Genomic DNA, 7534 nt, shown 5'->3' with positions numbered 1-7534 from the left:
GGCCGGCCCGGCCCCGAAAGCGGCGGTGGCGGGCTGACGGAAGGCGCATCCGACCACGTCAAAGACCTCGCCGACTACCTGATCAAAAAGATCGATGGTCTTCTGGCGCCCAAGGATTCTTGGGCGCCGGAGACGGCCGATAGCTGGCTTTACAGCCAGTTCCTGTGGCTCGGCCAGCATCTGGCCGTCGCCATTTTCATCTGCGTGGTCGTTGTGTGCGCCCTGACCGCATGGCAGGGCGCACCCCGCCTCAAGCAGTTGGGCGCCTCCACCGGATGGACGCTCGCGGCCGTCGCCGGCATGGCCTCGGTCCCGGGCGTGGTGCTACTGCTGAACCAGGCCGTCAGCGCCTCGTTCACGACCATGTTCGACAGCAACGAGTCGACCCTGTTCGCCACGATCAGAGAAGACCTGGCGCACGGGGCGGACTCCGGCAACCCGTTGGCGATCCTGATCATCACCGCGGCACTGGTCGTCGCGTTGGCGTTCGCGACGCTGGTGTTCATGACGCGCAGCCTCGGCATCCTGGTGTTCGTGTGCATGGCACCGCTGGTGCTGGCGTCCCTGGCCCGCGGCGGCGACCTGTCCGCGGTGAAGACGTGGGCGATGCGGCTGCTCGGGCTGATCCTCGCCCCGTTCGCCCTGATCCTTGTCAGCCCGTTCGTCTCGATCGTCAAGGGCTCGCTGGTGATGGACGCCGTCCTGCTGATCGCCGCAGACGTCCTGATGCTGCGGATGATCTTCCACGGCATCCCGTACTTCGGCCCCAGGATCGCGGGCGCCGTACGGGGCTACGTGGAAAGCCGGACCACCCACCCCCTGGCGCACGCCCTCGTCAGGGCCGGCAGCCCCACCGTCTACGAGCAGCAGAACACCCCCCGGAGACCCCGCCCCGTCAACACCCCGGGCCGCGCCGTGCACCAGGACCGCGGGGTGCTGCTCGCGGCCTACGGCATCAAGCAGCGGGCGCGCTCGGCACAGCTCACCACCAAGTCTGCGATCGACAAAGTGCAGACCGAGGCTCCGCGCAACCAACGGCTCCTTGAGGCCCGCCGACAAGCGCGGGCTGCCGCCGCCCAGACAACCAACCCCACTGCCGGCCCAACCTCGGGGAGTCGGCCGCCACGACCGGCACTCATCCCCACTCCGCCCCCCACCCACGGGACACCACCCCCATCAAGCACCCCATAGGAGGCTGCTGTGTACTCCCTGACCCCCGGCTATCGTCTTCCCGCCATTCAGCGCGGACTCAGCCCCGCAGAGACCCTGCTGACGAAGGCGAACGCCGGGGTCGGGAGCGCCGTCCTGATGGCGGCGATGATCGCCCCACCGCCGCTCTGGACGTTCGGCGCCGTGGGGGCGGCCGCCGCACTGCTCAACCTGGCCCCGGGGCCCCGCTCGCTCGGCCGGTGGGCCACCGTCGGCTACCGGCACCTGCGCGAGCGCACCGCACCCGACCTGACCGCCCGGACCGGTGCCACCACGACCTGGGCGCTGTACCCGGAGCACGGCACCATGCAGGACTCGCGGCGCAGGGCCGCGTTCCACGACGCGTTCTCCCGCGCCCTCACGTTCGCCGGCGGCCAGGCACGCACCGCTGGCATCCAGGTCCACGTCACCCACCACGCCGCCGTGGGCGAACACACCGCCCACACGCAGACCATCTCCGTCCACGTCCCCAAAGGCCTGGTGGGCCACCCCGCCCGTGTCCTGGACACCCTCGAAGGGGAATTCGCCGCTCTGGGAGCCCTGACACCGGTGGACCCGGACCCGATCCCGGCGGTCATTAAGCGCGGCCCCGGCTGGGTCGCCCTGGACGACGACCGGTACGCGACAACCGCACGGATCACGGGGTGGCCCGACGAAACCGGCGGAGACCTCATGGCCAAACTGCTCCTGGGCCAGGACACCGAGCGGTCCCTGTCCGTCCTGTACCGGCCGCTGCCCGCAGGCCAGTCCCGCCGCTCGGCGAAGTGGCAGGAAGCCGCGAGCGAGGCGTTTACCACAGACAAGATCAAGCAGGAAGCACAAGCCACCGCCAGCGACAGCCGGCGCGGCGCGCTCGTCCAGGGCGCGACCCTCGTGGACCTCGACGCCTACCTCACGGTGTGGGGCGACAGCCCCGAGGCTGTCACCGACGCCCGATGGAACGCCGCTCTCGTCGCGGACCGCCACCGCATGCGTCTCGACTGGCTCGCGGGCCAGCAGCACCGCGCCCACGTGATGACCACCCCGCACGGGGTCTCCACCCGGAAAGGGGCGATCCTGTGATCCGCCTGCCCTCCAGTCACGCCGCGATCACGGCGCCCCTGGTCGCCTCCAACGCCCGCTTCCCTGGGATCCCGGTCGGTCGGTCGCTGCTGGACGGACGTGCATTCCACCTCTCGCCTGTCCTCGCCGAGACCTCGGTACTGCCCTCCACCAACAGTCTGGCCTTGGGTGGCTTGGGTTCCGGCAAGAGCACCACGGGCAAGGTCCGCGTCCGCCGGGAGATCCTGCACCACGACCACCAGGCCGTCGTGATCGACTCCTTCGGTGAGGACAACGCCGGGGAATGGGGGGCCCTAGCCCACTCCCTCGGCGGCCAGGTCATTCGGGCCGGCGAGTTCACGCTTAACCCGTGCTCGGTCCTGCTCCCGCCTGAGGTGCGCGAGCAGCTGATCCGCTCGCTGATCGCAGCGGTGGAGCCAAGCGCACTCACCCCCCAGTCCACCCACGCTCTGCAGCACGCTCTCAACCACCCCAAAGCGACGTCGCTGAACGGCCTGGTCGACATCCTGGTGCGTCCTCAGGACGGCAGGTGGCCCGCGGCGAAACTGGAAGTGTGGGGGGAGGACGTGGCGATCGCGCTGTCCCGGTACACAGAGGGCTCACTACGCGGGCTGTTCGACGGCCAGGACGCGAGTCTTCCCCCGACCGACCTGCCGATCCTCAGTTTTGATTTCTCCCGCCTCGACCGCAACAGCCCCGCCATTCCCAGCCTCATGGCCGCGGTGTCGTGCTGGGCCGAGCACGTGTGGCTGCCCCAGTCGACTGCCGTCCACCGCCACCTGGTCCTTGAAGAGGCTTGGCAGATCCTGCTCTCCCCCGCCACGAGCGAGCTGATTCAGCGACTGCTGAAGAACTCGCGCAAGGCGGGGCTGTCCCTGGACGTGCTGATGCACACGCTCTCCGACCTCGGCGACGGCAAGGCGCAGGACCTGGCGCGGCTGTGCGAGGTCGCCCACGTCGGACGCCTGAATGCCGAAGAAGCCGGAATCGTTGGCGCGCTGCTGGGCCTGCCCGACTGGGCCGTCAACGAGATTCCCAATCTCAACCCCGGACAGGCCGTGTGGAAGATCGGCCCCAGCTACGTCGACATCGTCGAAACCATCCTCAGCGACGACGAGGCCCGCCTTACCGACACCTCCACCCGGCGGCGTCAAGCGCAGCAGATCCTGACCGAGGAGACCGAGGCAGAGACCGAAGCAGAGACCGAAGCAGAGACCGAAGCAGAGACCGAGGTAGAAGAGAAGGATGCCGACTACGCCTCGGGGGAGTACGCGCTGGCCCCCGCGGAGCGAGACAGCCGGCGCGAAGATATCGACGGCTGGGACTGGGACATGCCTCCCACCGTCATCGACAGCCGGCATCACGACGTCGTCCAGGCCGCGCGCGAAGGCCGGTACAACGAGGCCGCCGAACTCGCCGTCATCGGTGAACGCCAGGACATCCGCTCCTACGGAATCAACTCCGACCAAGCTCTGTCGTGGCTTTCAACCCGAGCCAAGGTCGCAGAGCTGGGCGGAAGCCCCGACACGGCCACCCAGCTACGCGCTACCGTCACCCGCATGGGCAAAGAGGTCGAGTGGTGGGACAGGGAACCCGACGCCAGCACGCCACAGGCAGAGCACCACGGGCCCCCGCTCTCCACACCCGCGCCCACGTCTGCGCCGGACCTGGACAACGGACAGCCTGTGCGGAAGCGCCGCCGTACCTGGCCCTACGTGGCTGTGATCGCGGCCCTGGCCCTCACCACCGCCGGCGTATGGCAGAAGGCGGAAAGCGACACCAAGCATGAGGAGCAGCAGCAGAAGGCAGCCGCCTACAAAGGCAAGTCAGGTGCCAGCCTGACGGTCGACGAGGTTGACGCGGACGTGATCGCTCGATGGACCAAGGATCGGGACCGGGTGATCGTAGAACTGAGCGCGCCCTTTGAATCGAACGCCAACTACCTGGGCCTTGAAGCCTCGGGGAAGACTGCCGTCAGCACGCGAGAAGACGACCGGTACACCAAGCCTCCTGAGCTGGAGTTGCCGGTCAGCGACCACCTCGCCGATGTGACGGTCCAGATAGAGATCGGCGGGAAGACCTGGAAGGAAGGGACCAGGGGAACCCTTCGCACGATCCGCTTGTCGCCCACTGGCATCGCGTACGACGCGGAGACCGGCGAGCAGCTTCCGCGCAACTGACGCTCGCGCTCCGCAACACCACAAGAGGCCAGGTACTTCCGAATCCGGGGGTACCTGGCCTCTTTGCGTTGCGGGTGGTGCCGATGGAAGACCCCGGGTCTTCCCGTCAGGGTGACGCGAAGACCCGGGGTCTTCCCGTCAGGGTGACGCGAAGGCCCGGGGTCTTTCTTGGGCTCTTAGGCGTTCTGCCGCCGCTGCTCAAGTTCTGCTCGGAGTGCGGTCAGCTCCTCCATCATCTCGCGGCAGGCCTCGATGGCACGGCTCGGATCGCTGTTGCTGAGCCGGCGCAGCGCGGTGAGGCTGAGCTTGGCCGGGTCGATCACGGCGGCTGGCGTGCGTTGTGGGGCCTCGACCTCGACCTTGAAGCCGAGCTTGACTGCCGCCTTCAGGAACCCCTGAGAGGTCAAGTCACCGATTCGCTCCGCCTCTTTCCAGCATGCGCGCGTGGCATCGTCACCGTGGTCCCGCTGCACCGACACCAGTGGGCGCAGTGGCTTCTCCTGGAGCTGCCGCTTGGTCACCGGTGCCAGCGCCCGTACGACCGGGCCGATCCGGATGACCTTGTTCATGTAGTCGGCGCCGTGGCCGTTGAGCGCCTTGCCCCAGGCGTCGAAGGACGCCATGCCGCTGTCCTCCCAGAGCCGTTCCTCGCGGACGAGTTCGTAGGCGCCGCTGGTCATCAGCAGGTACTGCTGCTGGATCCCTTCGGTCGCCGCCTGGGCCCACGCATCGGCGTAGGTGATGGCGCCCTGGCAGTGGGCCAGACGCTCGGCCCGGTCCTGGCTCTCGGGCGCGCGGAAGACCGGGAGTTCAGGTTCGGCTGCCTGTCGCTGTGGCTGGACGGTCTGCTTCTCCGGCGCCACCCCGGTGCCCACCGCGGTCCGGCTGAACTGCTCGGCGATGCTCGTGCGTGTCCCGGCCATCAGACACCCGCCTCGATCTCGTCCAGCCGGTTCCCGGCCCCGCGAAGCCCGTGTTCCAGGGCGAAGCGGTAGAAGTCCTCGCGGGCCTGGAGCTCCACCCGGTTGTTGTTGTACTGGGTGACCACGCGGGTGGCGTTGGTGTGGACGCGGTACCGGCGGATCACCGTCCGGGCCACCGGCCAGCCGTGGCTCTCGCAGAACGCGCGGGTGCCGTCGACGTACGCCTGCCCCTCGGCCGGCGGCCAGTTGTTGATGACCACCTGGTAGGCCAGCCCACGCGGCCTGAGCACCCACTCGATCGTCTGCCACGTCGGCTCAAAGGAGTCGGGCTCGGTCAGGATCGGCACGATGACGTCGTCCGCCTGCCCCAGAAGCGCGCTCAGCAGCCGCCCGTACCGGTCGTCACCCAGGGGATCCTCACCGGCCTCGTACTGCTCCGGCGTGATCTCCGCCCACCCAGGGGTGTCCACGAAAATGTGGCTGTAGGGGAGTTTCTTGAGGAGCTGGATGTTCTCCAGATCCCCGGAGATGTCGAGGACGTCGAAGGGCTGCTCGACCAGCCGCGCCGCCCGCCACAGGGACGTCCCCTGGGGGTCGGCGGACGCGACCGCGACCGACGGACTCCCGTCGCCCCGCGGACCCGCGACATCGGCGCAGACCGCGCCCAGGTTCAGGGAGATCAAAGACTTCCCCACGCCACCCTTGCGGTTCGCGACCACATGGATCTTTGCCATCGAAGGCCTTCCGTTCGCTTCACCGGACCGCAGACGGCCCGGCTACTTCGGTGTACGAAAAGTAGTCTGTCTCATCAGCGTCGCCGAGATATGACGCCCCGCCCGAGAGCCCGTCACCCAGGGCGGGCCGTCCGCTCGTAGGCCGGCCCCAACAGGGGCCTGCCCAGGGCGGCTGCCCGCTCGTAGGTCGGCCCCAACAGGGGCGGATGCTGCCTGACCTGAGGTACGAAGGGATGATTGGTGGGGGAGATCGATGATGCCCTGGGCCGTGCGGACCAGGAGGCGTTCACCAAGGATCCGCCCAAGACGCTGAAGGGGCGGATCAACTTCCTGCTGAAGCAGCTCAAGACGACCAGGGCCGTCGCCGAGGAGCTGGGCGTCAGTCAGCGGTCGGTGGAGCGCTACCGCAAGGGCGACCGCAAGACCCCGCCCAAGGCCGTCGCGGACCGCATCGACACAGCCGTACGCGCCCGCTGGCAGCCCGTGGTGCGCGCCCGTCGGCGCAAGGAAGCCGCGATCAGCACCGGCATCACGGTGGAGACGCGGGCCCGGTTCGGCTACACCGCGCCCGTCGGCAGTACCGACGACGGCCGGATGCGCCGTCTGACCGTTCACCTTCCACCCCTCTACGCCAAGCGCCTCTTTGACGCCCGCGCAGCGGGCGCGGGCGATCAGCAGATGCGACAGATCGTTGCCGAGGGACTGCAAGAGATCTACTTCAAGGATGGCGGTACCCGCGCCCAGGGCCTGGAAGTCGAGTTCACGGACATCGACTACTTCGACGTCTCGTTCTGAACAGGGCTGTGCGCCCCCGATGACGGTCGCGCGCTGAGCCGAAGCGCGATAGTTGTCACAAAGGCAGACTTGTTGTCACCAAGATTGTCCGGGCGACCGAAGGTTTCACTCGGTATGGGAGGTCTGCACGGCCTTGCTGCACCCATCGCAAGCCTTACTGGTCCATCTGGGCTGGGGCCATTGAGCAGGGTCGGTGTGCTCCTGTTGCTCCATCCCCCGCGTCGGCCGACCGCACATCGTTTCCGTCTCGTCCCAGGTTCCACCTTGGGGGTCAGGCCATTTGACGGCATGAACGTCGCCAACGCCAACGAGTCCGGCAACGTAGTCATCACGGAAGGACGGTTTGCACTGGGATTGGGAGCTCAGAGCCGTGGCGTAGCTAGTCATGCCTTGACAGTAGGACGGAGGGCCACGACGCGCGCGGTGCGCCGGTGACAAGCAGCCTGCCTCGTTGCTGACAACCAGCGTGCTTCATGAGCCCTAAGCGATCAGCTCGCTGCGTTCCCAAGTGACACCCATCGTGCTTCGGCTCACGCGCCCTCCGATCCGGCCCTTGCCTGGTGTGAAGTACGGGGTTGGTGTCACTGGTTGGTGCGGGTTCATGTCATTGGGGTTGGGGGCCTGGTGGGGC

The 7534-nt window shown here is 68.0% G+C and carries 6 protein-coding genes; 4 read left to right on the top strand and 2 right to left on the bottom strand.

The window, feature by feature from the left end; genetic code table 11:
• From ACWGIF_RS33370 to ACWGIF_RS33360, 3 genes are all read left to right on the top strand, one after another.
• Window positions 1-1191, top strand: a 1191-nt coding sequence (locus ACWGIF_RS33370) for a hypothetical protein (RefSeq protein WP_453503121.1), incomplete at its 5' end; no start/stop codon positions are given.
• Window positions 1192-1200: 9 nt separating this feature from the next.
• The gene (locus tag ACWGIF_RS33365) at window positions 1201-2271 is read left to right on the top strand and encodes a hypothetical protein (protein WP_453503120.1); all 1071 of its coding nucleotides are present in this window, start codon (window positions 1201-1203) and stop codon (window positions 2269-2271) included.
• Window positions 2268-4451: a hypothetical protein gene (locus ACWGIF_RS33360; RefSeq protein WP_453503118.1), complete on the top strand. Its 2184-nt coding sequence runs from the start codon at window positions 2268-2270 to the stop codon at window positions 4449-4451. The genes ACWGIF_RS33365 and ACWGIF_RS33360 overlap by 4 nt, the downstream gene beginning before the upstream one ends.
• Before the next feature lie 176 nt (window positions 4452-4627).
• Here the strand turns inward: ACWGIF_RS33360 and ACWGIF_RS33355 are convergent, their stop codons facing one another.
• Window positions 4628-5374, bottom strand: coding sequence for a hypothetical protein (locus ACWGIF_RS33355; RefSeq protein WP_453503117.1), 747 nt, complete (start codon window positions 5372-5374; stop codon window positions 4628-4630).
• On the bottom strand, window positions 5374-6108 hold the full coding sequence (locus ACWGIF_RS33350; RefSeq protein ID WP_453503115.1) for a ParA family protein: 735 nt from the start codon (window positions 6106-6108) through the stop codon (window positions 5374-5376). Before ACWGIF_RS33350 ends, ACWGIF_RS33355 begins: the two co-directional genes overlap by 1 nt.
• Before the next feature lie 240 nt (window positions 6109-6348).
• On the opposite strand from ACWGIF_RS33350, the gene tpg reads away from it, so the two are divergent.
• Window positions 6349-6903, top strand: a complete 555-nt coding sequence (gene tpg / locus ACWGIF_RS33345) for a telomere-protecting terminal protein Tpg (RefSeq protein ID WP_453503113.1) — start codon at window positions 6349-6351, stop codon at window positions 6901-6903.
• Window positions 6904-7534: the final 631 nt, after the last annotated feature.

This window comes from Streptomyces sp. NPDC054849 (genome assembly GCF_053610945.1).
Note: the sequence above shows the minus strand (reverse complement) of the source record. Positions and strands in the feature narration are given on the sequence as shown.